The organism is Flavobacterium sp. KH_001, from assembly GCF_057840745.1.
On sequence record NZ_CM174520.1, the window covers coordinates 1,095,649 to 1,111,182 of the forward strand.

At 35.4% G+C, this 15,534-nt stretch carries 12 protein-coding genes; 6 read left to right on the forward strand and 6 right to left on the reverse strand.

From position 1 onward, the window contains the following. Positions 1-121 precede the first annotated feature (121 nt). The 5 genes from AC3ITQ_RS04895 to AC3ITQ_RS04915 all read right to left on the reverse strand — a co-directional run bounded on the left by AC3ITQ_RS04895 (position 122) and on the right by AC3ITQ_RS04915 (position 8,571). Positions 122-4,639 carry a PorP/SprF family type IX secretion system membrane protein gene (locus tag AC3ITQ_RS04895; RefSeq protein WP_489237051.1) on the reverse strand — a complete coding sequence of 1,506 codons (4,518 nt, stop codon included), beginning with the start codon at positions 4,637-4,639 and terminating at the stop codon, positions 122-124. Position 4,640: 1 nt separating this feature from the next. Beyond that, on the reverse strand, positions 4,641-6,113 hold the full coding sequence (gene sprC / locus AC3ITQ_RS04900) for a gliding motility protein SprC (RefSeq protein WP_489237052.1): 1,473 nt from the start codon (positions 6,111-6,113) through the stop codon (positions 4,641-4,643). Further along, entirely contained in the window at positions 6,110-6,532 is a 423-nt protein-coding gene (locus AC3ITQ_RS04905) for a hypothetical protein (RefSeq protein ID WP_489237053.1), read from the reverse strand. Before AC3ITQ_RS04905 ends, sprC begins: the two co-directional genes overlap by 4 nt. A 101-nt stretch (positions 6,533-6,633) precedes the next feature. Next, on the reverse strand, positions 6,634-7,926 hold the full coding sequence (locus AC3ITQ_RS04910; RefSeq protein ID WP_489237054.1) for a hypothetical protein: 1,293 nt from the start codon (positions 7,924-7,926) through the stop codon (positions 6,634-6,636). A 192-nt stretch (positions 7,927-8,118) separates the two neighbouring features. Continuing rightward, on the reverse strand, positions 8,119-8,571 hold the full coding sequence (locus tag AC3ITQ_RS04915; RefSeq protein ID WP_194656450.1) for a hypothetical protein: 453 nt from the start codon (positions 8,569-8,571) through the stop codon (positions 8,119-8,121). A 435-nt stretch (positions 8,572-9,006) separates the two neighbouring features. Here AC3ITQ_RS04915 and AC3ITQ_RS04920 point away from each other — a divergent pair, with 435 nt between their 5' ends. From AC3ITQ_RS04920 to recA, 4 genes are all read left to right on the forward strand, one after another. Then, on the forward strand, positions 9,007-10,155 hold the full coding sequence (locus AC3ITQ_RS04920) for a DNA polymerase III subunit (RefSeq protein ID WP_375030967.1): 1,149 nt from the start codon (positions 9,007-9,009) through the stop codon (positions 10,153-10,155). A 7-nt stretch (positions 10,156-10,162) separates the two neighbouring features. Then, positions 10,163-10,546 carry a DoxX family membrane protein gene (locus tag AC3ITQ_RS04925; RefSeq protein WP_026982373.1) on the forward strand — a complete coding sequence of 128 codons (384 nt, stop codon included), beginning with the start codon at positions 10,163-10,165 and terminating at the stop codon, positions 10,544-10,546. A 117-nt stretch (positions 10,547-10,663) separates the two neighbouring features. After that, entirely contained in the window at positions 10,664-11,173 is a 510-nt protein-coding gene (locus tag AC3ITQ_RS04930) for an acyl-CoA thioesterase (RefSeq protein ID WP_194656448.1), read from the forward strand. Positions 11,174-11,337: 164 nt separating this feature from the next. Then, positions 11,338-12,345 (forward strand): recombinase RecA, encoded by a 1,008-nt coding sequence (gene recA / locus AC3ITQ_RS04935; protein ID WP_029271301.1) that lies wholly within the window; start codon positions 11,338-11,340, stop codon positions 12,343-12,345. Positions 12,346-12,903: 558 nt separating this feature from the next. Here the strand turns inward: recA and AC3ITQ_RS04940 are convergent. Further along, positions 12,904-13,659 (reverse strand): lysophospholipid acyltransferase family protein, encoded by a 756-nt coding sequence (locus tag AC3ITQ_RS04940; protein ID WP_489237055.1) that lies wholly within the window; start codon positions 13,657-13,659, stop codon positions 12,904-12,906. 235 nt (positions 13,660-13,894) lie between these two features. On the opposite strand from AC3ITQ_RS04940, the gene AC3ITQ_RS04945 reads away from it, so the two are divergent. Then, on the forward strand, positions 13,895-14,266 hold the full coding sequence (locus AC3ITQ_RS04945; RefSeq protein ID WP_489237056.1) for a GxxExxY protein: 372 nt from the start codon (positions 13,895-13,897) through the stop codon (positions 14,264-14,266). 192 nt (positions 14,267-14,458) lie between these two features. Next, positions 14,459-15,433 carry a tryptophan--tRNA ligase gene (trpS, locus tag AC3ITQ_RS04950; protein ID WP_489237057.1) on the forward strand — a complete coding sequence of 325 codons (975 nt, stop codon included), beginning with the start codon at positions 14,459-14,461 and terminating at the stop codon, positions 15,431-15,433. The last annotated feature ends 101 nt before the right edge of the window (positions 15,434-15,534 follow it).

The window sequence follows — 15,534 nt, forward strand, 5'->3', positions numbered from 1 at the left end:
TGTTTACTTACATTTCATCCTCTAAGGGGCATTAGACAATAAAAAAATTAGTATTCTAAAATATTTATTTTAATGTGTCCTTCTTAACAATTAAGAAGGACCAACTCTTTAAACTTATTTATTAATTCTCCACTTTAACGATAGCCATTTTCCCGTTATATGGCTTGTTACCTTTTGCTTCTAATGCTTTAGTTGCTTCTGATAAACCGTCAAATTTCTCGTAATAGATATAATATTTACTTGTCGCTATATTGTAAAAGAAATTAACATCTGATCTTCCTGCAGCAACTGCTTTAGTCAGGAATTCATCTCTTTTTTCAACACTGCTGTGAACTGCAATAATCATATAATAACCATTTTCAGAATTTTTGATGTTCTTGATGATCTGCATATTTGACTGATCTTCACCAAAATCAAAATCACTTGCCGTTAATGGTGTACTACTTACTTTTGTATTTTCCTTAATACGTTTAAGAGCTGCAACATCCTGATTGTATCTTCCTTCATCATTTTCATAAGCTGCACGCTTAATTCTACGTTTTTTCTCGATCTCAGTTTCCGCTTTGATACGTTCTAAATTCGCCAGTAACGCAGCACTATCTTGTTCCATTTGTAATTGAGCCGCTTTTAATTGGTTTATCTTTTCAAGATAAGCTTTGTTTAAAGCATCATTTTTATTTGGAACTTTTCTTAATCTTTGGTTATATAAATTGGTAAGCTTGATAAGCTCATCTTTTGATGTTCTGTTTGCATCAGCAAGCTGTACTTTGAAAGCCTCTAACTGACTATTTTCTGCAGCAACACTTTTAAACGGCTTAGGTTCTCTGTAGATTCCTTTTTCACTTAAATCATTTTCTTCCCTAAGATCATCCAGGTCTTTTTGCTTTTTGGCCACTGTTGTTGTAAACTGTGCATAAAGCTCTTTTTGTGATGTAATTGCTGCATCTATAGCTTTTGATAAAGCCTCGATTTCTTTTGCCGAATCATCTTTTGGAGCTGACGCTGCTGCTGCTGCTGCTGCATCTGCTGCTAACTTAGCTTTCAATTCTGCTTCTTCAGCTAGTCTGGCTTGTAATGCTTCCGCATCAGCTTTTGCTTTAGCGTCGGCAGCCAATTTTAATTGAAGAGCGTCTGCATCGGCTTTTGCTTTTTCCTCAGCTTCAAGTTTAGCTCTCACAGCATCTTCCTCAGCTTTCGCTTTCGCATCAGCTGCTTGTTTTATTTTTAATGCTTCTGCATCCGCTTTGGCTTTAGCATCTGCCGCAAGTTTTGCCTGAAGGGCTTCTGCATCAGCTTTGGCTTTTTCATCGGCTGCTAATTTTGCTAAACGAGCTTCTTCTGCTAATTGTAATTGTTTTGCTTCCGCTTCAGCTTGCAATTTTGCAGTAGCTTCCGCATCCGCTTTTACTTTAGCGTCGGCAAGCAGTTTAGCTTGTAAAGCTTCCATATCTGCTTTGGCTTTTGCATCAGCAGCTAATTTCGCTTGTAATGCTTCTTCTTCCACTTTTGCTTTGGCATCAGCCTCTTGTTTTACTCTAAGAGCTTCTGCATCGGCTTTCGCTTTTGCATCTGCTGCAAGTTTCGCTTGTAATGCTTCTGCATCCGCTTTTGCTTTGGCATCAGCAGCTAATTTTGCCTGTAGTACTTCTGCATCCGCTTTCGCTTTAGCATCGGCTGCTAATTTCGCTTGTAGTGCTTCCGCATCGGCTTTCGCTTTTGCATCTGCTGCAAGTTTCGCTTGTAATGCTTCTGCATCTGCTTTGGCTTTAGCATCGGCAGCTAATTTTGCTTGTAGTGCTTCCGCATCGGCTTTAGCTTTAGCATCGGCAGCTAATTTTGCTTGTAATGCTTCCGCATCGGCTTTAGCTTTAGCATCGGCTACAAGTTTCGCTTGTAATGCTTCTGCATCTGCTTTGGCTTTAGCATCGGCAGCTAATTTTGCTTGTAGTGCTTCCGCATCGGCTTTAGCTTTAGCATCGGCTGCAAGTTTTGCTTGTAATGCTTCTGCATCCGCTTTTGCTTTGGCATCGGCAGCTAATTTTGCCTGTAGTGCTTCTGCATCTGCTTTCGCTTTAGCATCAGCTGCAAGTTTTGCCAGACGCGCATCTTCAGCTTCTTGTAATTTTTTTGCTTCTGCTTCAGCTTTTGCTTTTGCAGTAGCTTCAGCATCTGCCTTAACTCTTGCATCAGCAATTAATTTTGCCTGCAATGCTTCCATATCAGCTTTCGCTTTCGCGTCAGCAACTAGTTTCGCTTGTAATGCTTCTGCATCCGCTTTTGCTTTAGCATCGGCAGCTAATTTTGCTTGTAGTGCTTCTGCATCCGCTTTTGCTTGTAATGCTTCTGCGTCAGCTTTGGCTTTAGCATCTGCTGCAAGTTTTGCTTGTAATGCTTCTGCGTCAGCTTTTGCTTTGGCATCAGCAACAAGTTTTGCTTGTAGCGCATCAGCATCGGCCTTCACTTTAGCATCGGCAGCTAATTTTGCTTGTAGTGCTTCTGCGTCAGCCTTTGCTTTGGCATCAGCAGCTAGTTTTATTTTCAATGCTTCGGCATCCGCTTTTGCTTTTGCTTCCGCAGCGATTAACGCTTGTCTTGCTTCTGCATCAGCTTTCGCTTTGGCATCAGCAGCTAATTTTTCTTTTAGTGCAGCTTCTTCAGCGGCTTTTGCTTTTGCATCAGCAGCTAACTTTGCCTTATTTGCAGCATCAATATTTGCTTTAGTTTTTGAATCAGCAGCAGCTTTTGCTTTTGCTTCAGCAGCTAATTTTGCCTGATACGCATCTGAATCTGCTTTTGCTTTTGCATCTGCGGCTAAAATGGATTGAAGATCTGCAGCTTCCGCTTTTGCTTTTATATCCGCTTTTCTTTTCGCTTCTGCAGCATCCGCTTTTGCTTTTGCGTCGGCAGCTAACTTAATCTGTAGTGTTTCAGCATCCGCTTTTGCTTTGTCTGCAGCTAATTGTGCAGCTGTTTTTTGTGGTGTAACCGCTACACTTGCTGCTTTTGCTTTCGCTGCATTTTCAGCATCGGCCTTAGCCTTAGCATCTGCCGCTAATTTTGTTTTTAATGCTTCTGCGTCAGCTTTAGATTTGTCAGCAGCTAATTGTGCCTCCGTTTTTTGTGGCTCTTGCTTAGCAGCGGCCGCTTTCGCTCTTGCGGCTTCAGCATCTGCTTTAGATTTGTCTGCAGCTAATTGTGCCGCTGTTTTTTGTTCTCCAGTTGCTGTTTTGCTTGCAGTTAATGCTTGTGCTCTCGCAGCAGCAGCAGCATCTACTTTTGCTTTATTATCTGCAGCTAATTTTATTCTGCGTGCTTCAGCATCGGCTCTGGCTTTATCGGCCGCTAATTGAGCTTGTGTCTTTTGTTCTGTTGAAACTGCTTTATTCGCATTTGCTGTTTGCGCTCTCGCAGCAGCTACAGCATCGGCTTTCGCTTTAGCATCTGCAGCTAATTTTAATTTTTGTGCTTCTGCAGCATCAACTTTAGCTTTATTATCTGCTAATAATTTTACTCTTGCAGCCTCAGCGTCTGCTTTTGCTTTTTCAGCAGCGGCTAGTCTTACTTGTTTTGCTTCTGCATCTGCCACGGCTTTTGCTTCAGCAGCTAATTTTGCTTTCTCTGCTCCGTCAACTCTGGTAACTGGCGCAGTCGTTTTTTTGGCCATTACAGGTTTTGATTTAGTAGGATCGATAAGTGAACCTTCATCATCATCTCCATAATAGTAATTTTTACTTTTGAATTTATACGCAATTACAAATTCATGGGAACCCCCTAAATTTGTCAAATCACCCATTCCTCTTTCGTAGTTGTATTCAACAGCAATGCTTGGTGAAATATTTACACCAAGCCCTGCTGAAATTCCGTATAATGTATTGTATCCTGCCTGAGCCCATACTCCCTGCGGAATAGCAATCATGGCAAGTCCTGAAAGAACTGTTTTATCTTTTTTAATTTCTGTTTTTATGATTCCTGAAAATTTACTTCTGTCAAAAAAGCCATAGCTATCAAGATATCCAGTATACATAGCGTGTAATTCGATCGCTCTTTCCGGATCATCTTTTACTACTCCTGTACCAAAATTGTAAAGAATAAGATTGTTTACCGATAATCCGAAATCAAGAAGAGCAGTACCGTAATTGATACCCGGATTTACTGTAAGTAATGTATTTGAAGGATAATCACCGTTTAGAATAGTTGGGTCGTCAGAAACTATTTTTCCCTTGTCTAAACCACTTTTATATACTCCTGCGTTTAGTCCAAATGTTAGGTTACTATCTTCCTGTAAAACGATGTTATGAGCAAAATTGACTACTCCGCCAAAAACGGTCATAAGACCATAATTTTGCTGAAATAAGCCAACTGCAAAAGCTTCGTTTTCTCTGAAACGACCGGAGTAATTGAATAAATAAGTATTTGGCGCATCATCAAACTGAACCCATTGTCTTTTGTTATAAAAACTTACATAAGGATTTGATTCGCGAACAAAACTAAATGTTGGATTGATTAAATATCTATTAAACTTTAATGAATTTCTGATAGGTAATGAAAACGAAACAACTCCATTCTCAGAAGTTTCCTGGGAATAGAGTGAATTTGAAAAACCGTAAAATAAAGTTATGAATAGTAGGATTTTCTTCATATTATTTTATCACAGTTATTGATCCTTTTTTTTCACCTGTGTCTGCTTGAATGACATAGTAGTAAACTGGATTTACATTTTTAAAATCTTTAATAAACGAATTGACCTGGGGATCATAATTACTTCCAACATCATCAAACATGATTTCTCCGTTTGAGCTAATAATTATCAACTTGGTAGTCGCTGTTCTATATGCATCAGGAATGTTCCAATATGGATAACTTCCACTTAAATTTACTATGTTAGGAATTACCGATGTCGGTGGGGCTGGTCCGGTAACTTTAAAAGAAAACTCCTTTGTAGCAATACATCCTGAGGCCTGAGAAATTTTAGCTTTATAATTACCTACTGCGGCTACCAGATAGGTATTTGTCGTTGCACCGTCAATAAGATTGTTATTTAAATACCATTCGTAAGACGGACTTGTTGCGTCAGTAGTAACAGTAACGTTTATCGTTTCACCTTCATCAAGTGAAACCGTATCTGCAACATCAATACTGGCATTAAAACCATTACTGCTTAGATTTATAGATCCTGAAGCTTTACAACCACCAAAATCAACTTCTACAGAATATGTTCCTGATTCATTAGTTGTATAAGTACGAGTACTAACTCCGTTAATAGTTACACCATCTTTCTTCCATACATAACTATTTCCAGAAGTAGCTGTTAAGACTGTTCCTGATCCACTAGCACAAAAAGGGTTTCCTAAACTAGAATTGATAGTTACTGCAGAGCCAGATCCCGAAGTAGTAACAATTACACGATTTGAATAAGAAAGAGATGTACAAGTACCGTAATTAGTTTCGACATAATACGTTCCTGGAGCAGTAACAGTAAATGATGGTCCACTAGCTCCGGCCATTAGAGTTGGCAGTACAGTAGGTCCATTGTCTTTATACCAATTGTATGATAAAGATGAGTACTTTAAAGGGGAATCATTTTCGGGACTAGTACGATCCGGGTCGATAGACAATACAAGACTACCTCCTGAACAAAAAGTAGCATCCCCAATAAAATTATTAATTGTGTATTGTTTATCATGAATTTTATAATAAACAGGGAACTGTCTTTTTGCTGTTGAAGAAAAGAAACTGCTGCTCGCAGGCTGTCCTCCTGAACTTTTAACTCTTAAACTGTACGTATCTGATCCAACAATATCTGATGGAATTGAGAACGTAATTGTCTTCTTATCTGGCGCATCATCAATTTCACCTACAAAAACTACAGGCGTAGGTGTCGTGAAGCTTCCTGTTTTGTCTGATAATTCAACTTCGAATGTTGTCCCTGCGGCATAACCTGAGTAAGTAAATGATGCTTTGTACGTTGGATTAGTAGAACCTCCAGCACAAATTCTGTCAAAAGTTAAAATACTTGGCGTTATAGATTGGGCATGCAAAGTTGATTTAGCACAGAAAAGGATACTAAATAAAAGGAAAAAATTAGTAAAAGTTAAAGTAGTTTTTTGAATCATATAGTACGAGTTCTTGCTAAGTCTATATCTTCAAAAAACAGAATATCGATAAATGTTTCAGAAAAGTCATATTTATAGTTCTCAATAATATCCTTTGCAAGAACAGAATAAGAAGCTGTAATCGATGAATTCTCCTGACAATTTGTAGTAGACTGATTGTTCGTTTCAGTCGCTATAGAAAGGCTATCCTTGGGGATGGATAGCCCTGCTATTAACTGATTAGAATTATCATCTAATTTGCTGAAACGTTTATCAGCTATATCATTATTTTGGTTTAAAACTATTGACGCTGTTGTATTGCATTTAGTAGCAAAAGAAGCAGTTTTGCTGGCTTCTGTACTTTGTGCATGTAAACTTAAAGCAATAGGAGATACCAAAAATATTGTATAAATAAAATACTTTTTTATAGTTGGGGCCATTATGTTTTGATCTTTATTTAGTCCGGTATTAGACGATACATAAATTGTGTCTGGGGACTTTATTAATAAAATTTACGCTCTAAAATAAAAATCGAAATCAATTATTTGTTGCCGCTCGACGCTGTGATTTTTCCTAATTGTAATCTGAAATCCGGCTTTTTAGCATTGTAGATGTCAATGAATGTTTCTTTGTTATCACTTTGTGACATAACATTGAAAAACACAGGGTTTCCGTACCAGCTTTCTAAATCTTCATTGTTAGAATTGTATTCTGTAAAGATGTTTCCATTACATAGGTTTAAATACATTTCTTCAATTTTGATTTTCTTAAGATTAGCATCGTTAATCTCTGTTTTGCTGTCTAATAAAACAGCAGGATTAAATCCAGAGATTACGCTTCTTTTCATTTCTAGTGAAGCAGTTTCAGCAACATAAATTGCCTCTTTTACTAAACCAGCCTGAATATCAGCTTTGATGTTCTCACTGTCGTTAAGCATTGTAATATTTGTGGCTACAACTAAAGTTTGTTTTTTTGTAAAATCAGTTTCATTTTTCTTTTCGAATGATTTTACTTCCATACAACGAGATCCGTCTTTATTACTTGATAAATAAGAAGATCTTACTGCTAAAGAGTTATATAAACGACATTGTACACCTTGAGTAAATTTGTAATCGTCGTTGATTGATTTATATGAAACTAATTTAGTAGCGTTAAAATCACCTCCAAAGAAAGCGAATGAGTCACCACCAGAATAGCTAACCATTATGTTTTCAACAATAGTTTTACTTCCAACACCAGCAAGTGTTAAGCCATTGAAAGTATCAGCTCCTTTTACTTTTTTTCCAGCAAATTCTACTCTTACATATCTTAAAATCCCTGAGTTTCCTGCAGCATTGTCACCACCGTAAGTAGTAAGCGTTGGATCAAGATCTAAGTTATAAGAACCTACATTTCCAAATTTATTGATTGGAGCATCACCAAGAATTACAAGACCTCCCCAGTCTCCAGCTTTTTTCTGGCTGCGGTTTGATGTAAATACGATTGGGTCAGTTTCTAAACCGTCTGCAATAATTTGAGCACCTTTTGTAACTACCAATGTTCCTTTTGTTTCGAAATCACCAATAATTAAAGTTCCAGGCTCGATTGTTAAAACAGCGTTGTTTGTAACATAAACGTTTCCTTGCAAAACATAAATATTCCTCTTCAGCAATTTAGTATTAACAGAAATGTTTCCTGCTAAAATTTGGTTTGCTTCTCCATACTCTACTTTGTTAGGCTTAAATTCGGTCCAGTTATTCAACCAATTAGTGTAGCCCATAATTCCTTTCTCTTGTTGAGCACTCATAGCAGTAACTGTCAAAAGCACGCAGATCATTTGAGTAATTTTTTTCATGATAAGGGGGTATTACGGTTAATAATAAATTTGGGTATGCGTAAATGATAAAAACTCATCCCGGGTTTTCTGATATTACGCAGAACACATCGAGAACGAGTTGTTTTTTATATCTCTTTCAAAATAACGTTTTATGAAATCTAGCTCATCTACGTAAAAACTTTGAAAAAGGTTTTAAAAAATATTTTTTTATTACATTTCGTTCAAATCGTTGAACTCATGTAAAGATTTCAATGTGCTTTCGTAAAATAAAATAGCAGCGATCAAATTTCCTTTGTCTGAATAAGGCATCATTTTTCTCTGAAATTCTACTGTTGTATCTAAGAATGCTGTTGTACCAACTGCTTGTCCGTCTAACACTTTTTTGTGTTCAGAATCATCCGGAATACCTAAGTCGGCCATCGTAACGCCTGGTTTAGTCACCAAAGCAATGTAAGGGAGAGTTTTCACTAAAACTTTTATACGCTCAATGTATAATTCCAAAAGCTCACCTTTCTGCATACCACTCAGTTCTTTTTGATCATGGTATTTACGGATGATAGCTGTTGTACTAATTATACTTCTCGGAGCATTTTTTGCCTGCGCAGAAATGCCTCCGGTTGTCAATAAAAAAAGTGCACTAAATAAAATAATTTTCCCTTTCATAGATTCTTATTTATAGTTGTTATTGATGAAAACAAAAATATATAAATTAACTTAAATTGCAACTTTATTGATTTCTTTTTTCAAAAAAAATCCTTAAAAAAAACTTAAAATCTAGTCTTATGTCGAGAAAATCTGCGTTTTAACGAGCTTTTTGTTAAAATAGTTAAAACCAAAACTGTAAGATATTACACATAACAATTATTGGTTTTTACAAAATTATAACCAAAAAAAAACCATAATTATCGCTTTTTCAAAAAAACTATTAACAAAATATTCTTAATATCTCTCTCAATTAATCCCTGTATTAACAAAAGCTAACATCAAAAACGAAAAAAATTAAGTTAAAAACCTAAATAAAAAACAGAAATAAAAAGTAGCCTAATAAACTTTTTCACGAAAATTTTTGACTATATCATTTTCTTATATCTTTGCTTCATGCAATTTTCACAAATTTTAGGTCAGGATTACATCAAAAGTCACTTGATAAAAAGTGCTGCTTCAGGACGAATTCCGCATGCACAATTATTCATTGGACCAGAAGGAAGTGGTACATTATCTACCGCCATTGCTTACGCGCAGTATATTTTATGCAACAACACTGGTAATGAAAACGAAAACGGCAACGATTCCTGCAATCTCAAGTTTCAAAACATTTCACATCCCGATTTGCATTTTATCTATCCGACAGTTACCACTGAAGATGTAAAAACAAAACCAAAGAGTCTGGATTTCATTCAGGACTGGCGCACTTTTATTCAGGAAATGCCTTACGGAGGTTTATTTGACTGGTATAAAATGTTGGGCGTTCAAAACAAACAAGGAGAAATTCGGGTAGAAGATGCTCAGGAAGTTTTAAAATCACTTTCGCTTAAATCATACGAGGGCGGTTATAAAATTATGATTATCTGGATGGCCGATAAAATGAATATCGCCGCTTCAAACAAATTATTGAAACTCTTAGAGGAACCATCAGATAAAACTATTTTTATTCTAATTTCTGAAAACGAAGAAGATATTATACAAACCATTCGATCTCGTTGTCAGGTAATTCACTTTAATGGTTTACCTGAGAAAGTAATTACTGAAGCACTCGTTTCTCAGGAAAATATCGATTCAAACCAAGCCAAAAAAATTGCGCACCAGGCTCAGGGAAATTTCAACAAAGCACTTTCTTTATTAAAAGAAGACGATTCAGAGTATCCTTTTGAGCAATGGTTTGTCAATTGGGTACGGGCCGCATTTAGGGCAAAAGGAAATGCAGCCGCGATTCAGGACTTAATTACCTGGAGTGAAGAAATTGCAGGTTTAGGTCGTGAAAGCCAGAAAAAATTCATTCAGTTTTGTATCGAAATGTTCAGACAGGCGCTTTTGCTAAATTATGAAGCTCCGAGTTTAGTTTACATTGAACCAAGAGTTGACAAATTCAAACTAGAAAATTTTGCTCCTTTTGTAAACGGGAACAACATTCATGACATTTTTAAAGAACTTTCAGATGCGATGTATCACATTGAAAGAAACGGAAATGCCAAAATAATTTTAACTGATTTATCTATAAAACTGACTCGTTTAATTCATAAAAAATAGTTTCCAAATGAATAATGTTGCCTCCATTTTACTGTTAGCTTTTTTAGCCTTAACTTTTTTACAATCAGGCTATGAAAAAATTTTTTACTGGAAAGATAATGTTGAATGGCTCAAAGGACATTTTGCCAAAACACCATTAAAAAACCAAGTACCGCTTGCCCTTGCACATCTTTTAGTTTTAGAATTAATTTCCGGAATTTTATGTGTTGTTGGCGCGATACAATTATTAACAAATAGTGGTCGTGAATTTGGTTTTTACGGCGCTATTTTTTCATGTATTTCTTTGTTAATGATGCTTTTTGGTCAGCGTTTGGCCAAAGATTACGATGGCGCAAGAACCATTGTAATTTATTTTATTCCGGCCGTTATGGCTGTTTATTGGTTGAATTAAAAAATATGCCACAGATTTCACAAATTAAAAAGATTTGAAAAAATCATTGAAATCTTTTAATCAGTGGCAAAAAATAAATTGTTTGCTATAGCAAACAGCAATTAAACTTCAAAAAAAATGAATCCAAAACATCCTTCAGAATCGCTGACTATATTAACTGATTTAGTTTTACCGAGCGAAACAAATCCTTTAAACAACCTTTTTGGTGGTGAATTATTAGCCCGTATGGATCGCGCCGCCAGTATTGCTGCCCGCAGACATTCACGCCGAATTGTAGTAACAGCTTCTGTAAATCACGTAGCTTTTAACAGAGCCATTCCCCTTGGAGCCGTAGTGACAATAGAAGCAAAGGTTTCCAGATCTTTTAAAAGTTCTATGGAAGCTTTTATTGATGTTTGGGTAGAAGACCGTGAATCCGGAAGCAGAACAAAAGCCAACGAAGCAATTTATACTTTTGTTGCGGTGGATGATAGCGGAAGACCTGTCGAAGTTCCGGCAATTATACCACAAACCGACTTAGAAATTCAGCGTTTTGATGCTGCTTTACGTCGTAAACAGTTGAGTTTACTGCTTGCAGGGAAAATAAAACCAGAAGAAGCTACAGAATTAAAGGCTTTATTTTTATAGTACATTTTGATACAATTTGGAACAATAAACTTCAAAAAAAAGAAGTATTTTTACAAAATTACAAGCCTGATACAAATCTAAGTCAGTACGTTATTTAATTTCTGATTTATTTTGAGAATGAAAGAATTATAAAAATTTAGATGAAAGAAAAAGAAAAAAAAGAGATGAGTTCAGAGAAAGATGCCAAATTAAAAGCGTTACAACTTACGCTTGACAAACTAGATAAAACATACGGAAAAGGTACCGTAATGAAAATGGGCGATAAAGCCATTGTAGAAGTTGAAACTATTTCTTCAGGTTCTCTTGGTGTCGATTTAGCTCTTGGGGTAAACGGTTATCCAAAAGGAAGAATTATCGAAATATACGGACCAGAATCTTCTGGTAAAACAACTTTAACTTTACACGCGATTGCCGAAGCTCAAAAAGCGGGCGGAATTGCTGCTTTTATAGATGCTGAACACGCTTTTGATAGAAACTATGCTGAAAAATTAGGCGTTGATATCGAAAACTTAATCATTTCTCAACCAGACAATGGGGAGCAAGCTTTAGAAATTGCTGAAAACTTAATTCGTTCAGGAGCAATTGATATTGTGGTTATTGACTCGGTTGCTGCTTTGACGCCAAAAAGTGAAATCGAAGGTGAAATGGGAGATTCTAAAATGGGTCTTCATGCACGTTTGATGTCTCAGGCTTTGAGAAAATTAACAGGAACAATCAGTAAAACAAATTGTACTGTTTTCTTTATCAACCAGTTGAGAGAGAAAATTGGTGTTATGTTTGGAAATCCTGAAACTACAACGGGTGGTAACGCCTTAAAATTCTACGCTTCAGTACGTTTAGATATTCGTCGTTCTTCTCAAATTAAAGATGGAGAAAACGTAATTGGAAACAGAACTAAAGTGAAGGTTGTAAAAAACAAAGTGGCTCCACCTTTTAAAACTGCCGAATTCGACATTATGTACGGAGAAGGTGTTTCTAAAACAGGAGAAATTCTTGATTTGGCTGTTGAATTTGAGATCGTTAAAAAAGCAGGATCATGGTTCAGTTATGGCGATACTAAATTAGGTCAGGGTCGTGATGCTGTAAAAGCTTTAATCAAAGACAATCCAGAATTGGCTGACGAATTAGAAGCTAAAATTAAAGCACATATCAAAGAATTAGCAAACGCTTAAATCTTATATAAATATCCTTAAAACAAGGCTTTACATACAACCTGACAAGATTTAAAACTTGTCGGGTTTTTTATTTTAAAAATAATAATAAAAATGACGCAACCTTTTTAAAACAATTCCATCTTATAGAGAGACATAAGAATTGGGTATCGTTATAAGTATCCAATTCGAAGGTTTTTAGAATAAATTTGGTTGATTTGTTTTAAATAAAAATCCGTTGGCTTGTTTGGTGCTGACGGGTTTTTATTCTTTTTTTAAAAGAAATATTTCATTTCGACGCAACCTTTTTTATTTTTCGCTCTCTATAGTATTATGACGTTAACTTGAGTTCTAACCAAACTCTTTATTATCAACTCTTAAAGTCTTTTACTATGAAAGAAAAATTAGAAGTGTTGTTGAATAAAAACCGTAAAAAAACCAAACTAAAATTTAAAAAAGTATTACGCTTTATTTCAGAAAAAATTATCCATAGATAACTTTTTGAATATAAAATGGGGGGTTTTAATTCAAAAGAAAAGCCGACTAATTCTAGTAATTAGCCGGCTTTTAAATTTTAAACTATTCTTTATTTTTTACTTTTTGAAACTCAAGCAAGCCTTTGTAGATCACTTGTCTGACCCTATCCCGAAGTTCTTTTCTACTTTCTCCGGTTAATCCTTTAGTTTCTATAAAAGGGAATATCTTTACTCTCATTTTCCCCGGACTACCACTTAAAAAGGTATAGGAGAATCTTTCCTTGTTGTCCGGATAAACAATCGGAACAATCGGAATTTGATGATCAATCGCTAATCGAAAAGCACCGTCTTTAAACTCATCCAATAAAATACTTTCATCGTCCGGAACTCCTCCTTCAGGAAATATGCAAATACTAAGTCCTTGATTAAGTCGGCTTTGTGCCCTTTTGAAAACTTCATTTTTACTCCTTGAAGAATTTCTATCCACCAAAATACAGGTTCTTTTATAGAAAAATCCAAACAACGGAATCTTAACGAGTTCCTTCTTTCCCACAAAAACAAATGGATTTCTAACCACCGCCAATGTCAGCATAATATCTGTCATGGAAGTATGATTGGCAACAATCATATAGCTCTTTCCTTTTTCAAGTTTTTGTTGACGCTCGACTAAGTAATAGAAACCCATCCCAAAAAGGATGAATTTAGCCCAAATGCGGGCCATTTTAAAGAAATAGGGATAACCGCTTTCCGATATAATAGAAATCAACAGAAACGGCAGCATAATCAATATCGGAATGGCCATCACAACGTAAAACCATATGCGCCACAAAATCCAAAAAATAATCTTAATTCCTTTCATAGCTTCAAATGTAAGAAAACAGAAATGAATATTAATAAAGAATTACCTGCGTGGAAAGATTTTTTACCACAAAGGGCTCAAAGTTATTTCACAAAGTAAAGGAGTTAGAATTTCAAAAATGCACGCATTGAAGTTCACTAAGCGTTATGTCATATAAAAAAGATCTTTTTTAAGTTAAAATTTTATAAGAAATTAATTATTAATTTTAGATTCGCTTATATTAAATAAAAGTAAAATGACGGAAAATGATTTATCCAAAATCATAATTGGATTAGCTATCGAAGTTCATAAGGCACTTGGTCCGGGCTTATTAGAAAATGTTTATAAACAATGTTTGTTTTATAAAATGGTTCAACGAAATTTATTAGTAGAAAAAGAAAAGAGTATGCCTGTAATTTTCGAAGAAATAAAACTCGATTGTGGATATCGTCTTGATTTGTTAGTAGAAAATAAAATTATTGTAGAAATTAAAAGTGTTGAATCACTAAATGAAATTCATTTAGCCCAAACCCTAACTTACTTAAAACTCGGAAAATATAAACTTGGTTTATTAATAAATTTCAACGAAATTCTACTAAAAAATGGAATTAGGAGAGTAATCAACTAACACAATCCCTCAGTGATCTAAGCGACGTTTTACTTTATAGACAACAGTGAAAACTTCGGATCTCTGTGAAAAACTTCGTGCACTCTGTGGTAAAAAAACATTAACATAGAACACTTACGTTCTAAAACTTTACAAAAACTTATGCTCTTTGAGGTAAAAAAACGAACTTTGCGTTTAGAAATAAAAACTAGAATGGCAAAAATACTAACTGGTGTTCAGAGTACTGGAACGCCACACTTGGGAAATCTATTAGGAGCAATCATACCTGCAATTGAATTATCGAATAATCCTGCAAATGAATCTTATTTGTTTATCGCTGATTTACATTCGATTACGCAAATTAAAGACGGAAAAACATTAAGAGAAAACACTTATAGCACCGCAGCGGCATGGCTTGCCTGTGGTTTAAATCCAGATAAAGTTACTTTTTACAGACAATCAGATGTGACGCAGACAGCCGAATTAACCTGGTACTTAAGCTGTTTTTTTCCATTTCAAAGATTGACTTTAGCCCATTCTTTCAAAGATAAATCAGATCGTTTAGACGATGTTAACGCCGGACTTTTTACTTATCCGATGTTAATGGCTGCAGATATTTTGCTTTATGATGCTGAATTTGTTCCTGTTGGAAAAGACCAATTACAGCATTTAGAAATCACGCGTGATGTTGCTTCGCGTTTCAACCATCAGATGGGAGAAACTTTTGTAATTCCAGAAGCTAAAATTCAGGAGGACAGTATGTTGATTCCGGGAACTAACGGCGGAAAAATGAGTAAATCAGCCAATAATATTATCAATATTTTCCTTGATGATAAAGTGTTACGCAAGCAGGTAATGAGTATTGAAACCGATAGTACGCCACTTGAAGAACCAAAAAATCCAGATACCTGTAATGCTTTTGCCATTTATTCATTATTAGCAACTGAAGAACAAATTGCGGAAATGAGAGCGAATTATTTAGGCGGAAATTATGGTTATGGTCATGCCAAACAAGCTTTGTTTGAGTTGATTACCGAAAAATTTAAAACAGAAAGAGAAAAATACAATTACTACATTAACAACCTTGAAGAAGTCGATGCCTTATTAAAAAAAGGTGCTGAAAAAGCTTCTGTTGTTGCGGATGGTGTCTTAGCCAAAGTTCGCGAAATTCTTGGATTTGGAAAGTAAATAATTTAAAAGCGAGAGATTTTAAAAAACTTTCGCTTTTTTTAATATAGCTTTAATTCATATTTAAAATTGAAAAAAATATTTACACAATACATGTTTGT

Bases quoted from the DNA above. Each gene is read 5' to 3' on its own strand.
- AC3ITQ_RS04915 (WP_194656450.1), bottom strand. From the start codon at position 8,571: ATGAAAGGGAAAATTATTTTATTTAGTGCACTTTTTTTATTGACAACC.
- AC3ITQ_RS04895 (WP_489237051.1), bottom strand. From the start codon at position 4,639: ATGAAGAAAATCCTACTATTCATAACTTTATTTTACGGTTTTTCAAAT.
- AC3ITQ_RS04945 (WP_489237056.1), top strand. From the start codon at position 13,895: ATGACGGAAAATGATTTATCCAAAATCATAATTGGATTAGCTATCGAA.
- AC3ITQ_RS04925 (WP_026982373.1), top strand. From the start codon at position 10,163: ATGAATAATGTTGCCTCCATTTTACTGTTAGCTTTTTTAGCCTTAACT.
- AC3ITQ_RS04905 (WP_489237053.1), bottom strand. From the start codon at position 6,532: ATGGCCCCAACTATAAAAAAGTATTTTATTTATACAATATTTTTGGTA.
- AC3ITQ_RS04920 (WP_375030967.1), top strand. From the start codon at position 9,007: ATGCAATTTTCACAAATTTTAGGTCAGGATTACATCAAAAGTCACTTG.
- trpS (WP_489237057.1), top strand. From the start codon at position 14,459: ATGGCAAAAATACTAACTGGTGTTCAGAGTACTGGAACGCCACACTTG.
- AC3ITQ_RS04910 (WP_489237054.1), bottom strand. From the start codon at position 7,926: ATGAAAAAAATTACTCAAATGATCTGCGTGCTTTTGACAGTTACTGCT.
- AC3ITQ_RS04930 (WP_194656448.1), top strand. From the start codon at position 10,664: ATGAATCCAAAACATCCTTCAGAATCGCTGACTATATTAACTGATTTA.
- AC3ITQ_RS04940 (WP_489237055.1), bottom strand. From the start codon at position 13,659: ATGAAAGGAATTAAGATTATTTTTTGGATTTTGTGGCGCATATGGTTT.
- sprC (WP_489237052.1), bottom strand. From the start codon at position 6,113: ATGATTCAAAAAACTACTTTAACTTTTACTAATTTTTTCCTTTTATTT.
- recA (WP_029271301.1), top strand. From the start codon at position 11,338: ATGAGTTCAGAGAAAGATGCCAAATTAAAAGCGTTACAACTTACGCTT.